At 65.3% G+C, this 1,656-nt stretch carries 3 protein-coding genes; all 3 read right to left on the bottom strand.

Features of this window, described 5'->3' with window-relative positions; translation table 11 throughout:
* Positions 1-229: 229 nt before the first annotated feature.
* Positions 230-640: an RcnB family protein gene (locus tag AC1DT2_RS22690; protein ID WP_477298908.1), complete on the bottom strand. Its 411-nt coding sequence runs from the start codon at positions 638-640 to the stop codon at positions 230-232.
* Between the two features lie 21 nt (positions 641-661).
* A complete protein-coding gene (locus tag AC1DT2_RS22685; RefSeq protein ID WP_213949396.1) occupies positions 662-1,108 on the bottom strand; it encodes an RcnB family protein in 447 nt (148 codons plus the stop codon).
* 148 nt (positions 1,109-1,256) lie between these two features.
* The coding region (locus AC1DT2_RS22680; RefSeq protein WP_477298906.1) for an amidohydrolase family protein at positions 1,257-1,656 on the bottom strand (400 nt) is incomplete at its 5' end.

The following is a 1,656-nucleotide window of genomic DNA, read 5'->3' as shown; positions in this document are numbered from 1 at the left end:
GGCCGCGCAGCGGCCTTTCCGGTACGAAACGCGGAGGACGTGTCTGAGCCGCGAGGGTGGGCACCGAAGGCTCTGCGCCTCAGCCCCCACGCAAGCGGCGGCGCGAGCCGCTAAACACACGCACTCGCAAAGCGAGTGAACCGCACCCCTTCAGTCTCCCCGGCATTCCGCGAGGAACCACAAAAAAGGCCGGGCCCCGCGCTGCGGGGCCCGGCCTGGTGGTGCGGTGTTATTGGGAAATGATGTCCGCGATCACACCCGTGGCAACAGCGACGAGAAGGAAGTCGTTGTTGTCGGCGCGCTGCCAGCGGTAGCCGCGTGGCGGTTCGCGCAGGTGGCGCTCGCGGTAATCGTTGACCACGATGACGCGGCCGTCATAACGGTGGCCACGCTCCCAATGGCCGCCCGGGCCCGGATGCCAGTTATTGGCGCGGTAGTCCCGATGGTCGTCGCGATGGTCGTCACGGCGATTGTCGCGGTGGTCGTCACGATGGTCATCGCGGTGATCGTCACGCTGATCGTTGCCATGGTCGTCGTGGTACTGCTGGATGCCTGCCGGCTGGAAAGGGGCCGGGCTGAAGGCGAACGCCGGGGCGATGACGGCCGAGGCGGCGACGGTAAGCGCGATCTTGCTAAGCAGTTTCATGCGGATGCTCCCGAATTAGCGTGTGGCAATGTCGAAGATGATGCCGGTCGCCACGGCGACAAGCAGAAAGTCGTTGTTCTCGCGGACCCAGTGGTAGCCGCGCGGCGGCGGGCGCAGGCGGTAGCTGCCGTAGTCGTACACCACCGTGTTACCGCCGTAGTAGCGATGGCCGCGCTCCCAGTGCCCGTAGTAACGCGGCGGGGGCGGGCGATGATAGTAGGCCGGACCGTTGTAGTAGCCGTGCCCGTAGTAACGTGGCGGCTCGCGACGGCCCTGCCAGCCACGATCATCGTGCCAGCGGCGATCATCGTGCCGGCCGCGGTCGTCGTGTCCGCGATCATGGCCGCGGTCGTGGCCGTGGCGATCACGGTCGCCGTCGTGGTCGCGATGATCGTCGGCAAACGCCGCTGTCGTGGCGACCAGGGCAAGGGCGGCAAACGCGGTACGCAGCATCATTCTCATCGCATCTCTCCAGGACGATCATCACGCCGCAAGTCGCTACGGCTGATCGACGATTGGAAGATAGGCAGACTTTCCTGAACGCGAAGTCCTACGAATCGAAAGTTTCGCGAAAGCATTCATAGACGCGACAGCTGTTGAACCGCCGCGTTCAGGAAATCGATCCCGGACGGAACTCGAGAGTGAGCTCTGGCGCGCGTTCCGCAAGATTTAACGACGTTCGCCGTTCAGGCGTGCGGGCAATGATTTTTCCGCCGCGAACGACCATCAGCCGGGTCGCCTTGAGGCGGATGGCTTCGCAGGTGTCGCCCGCCTGGAGCAGGACGAAGTCCGCGCGATGACCCGGTGCAATCCCGTACCTTTCCAGGCCGAGGACCCGCGCCGCATTGGTGGTGACAGCGTCGAAGCACTGCGCCACGCCGGTGGTCGACGTCATCTGCGCCACGTGCAGCCCCATGTGTGCGACCTCGAGCATGTCGCCCGAGCCCAGGCCATACCAGGGGTCCATCACGCAGTCGTGGCCGAAGGCGACATTGACCCCAGCGGAGCGG

The organism is Luteibacter sp. P4_E6 (assembly GCF_056401535.1).
Note: the sequence above shows the minus strand (reverse complement) of the source record. Positions and strands in the feature narration are given on the sequence as shown.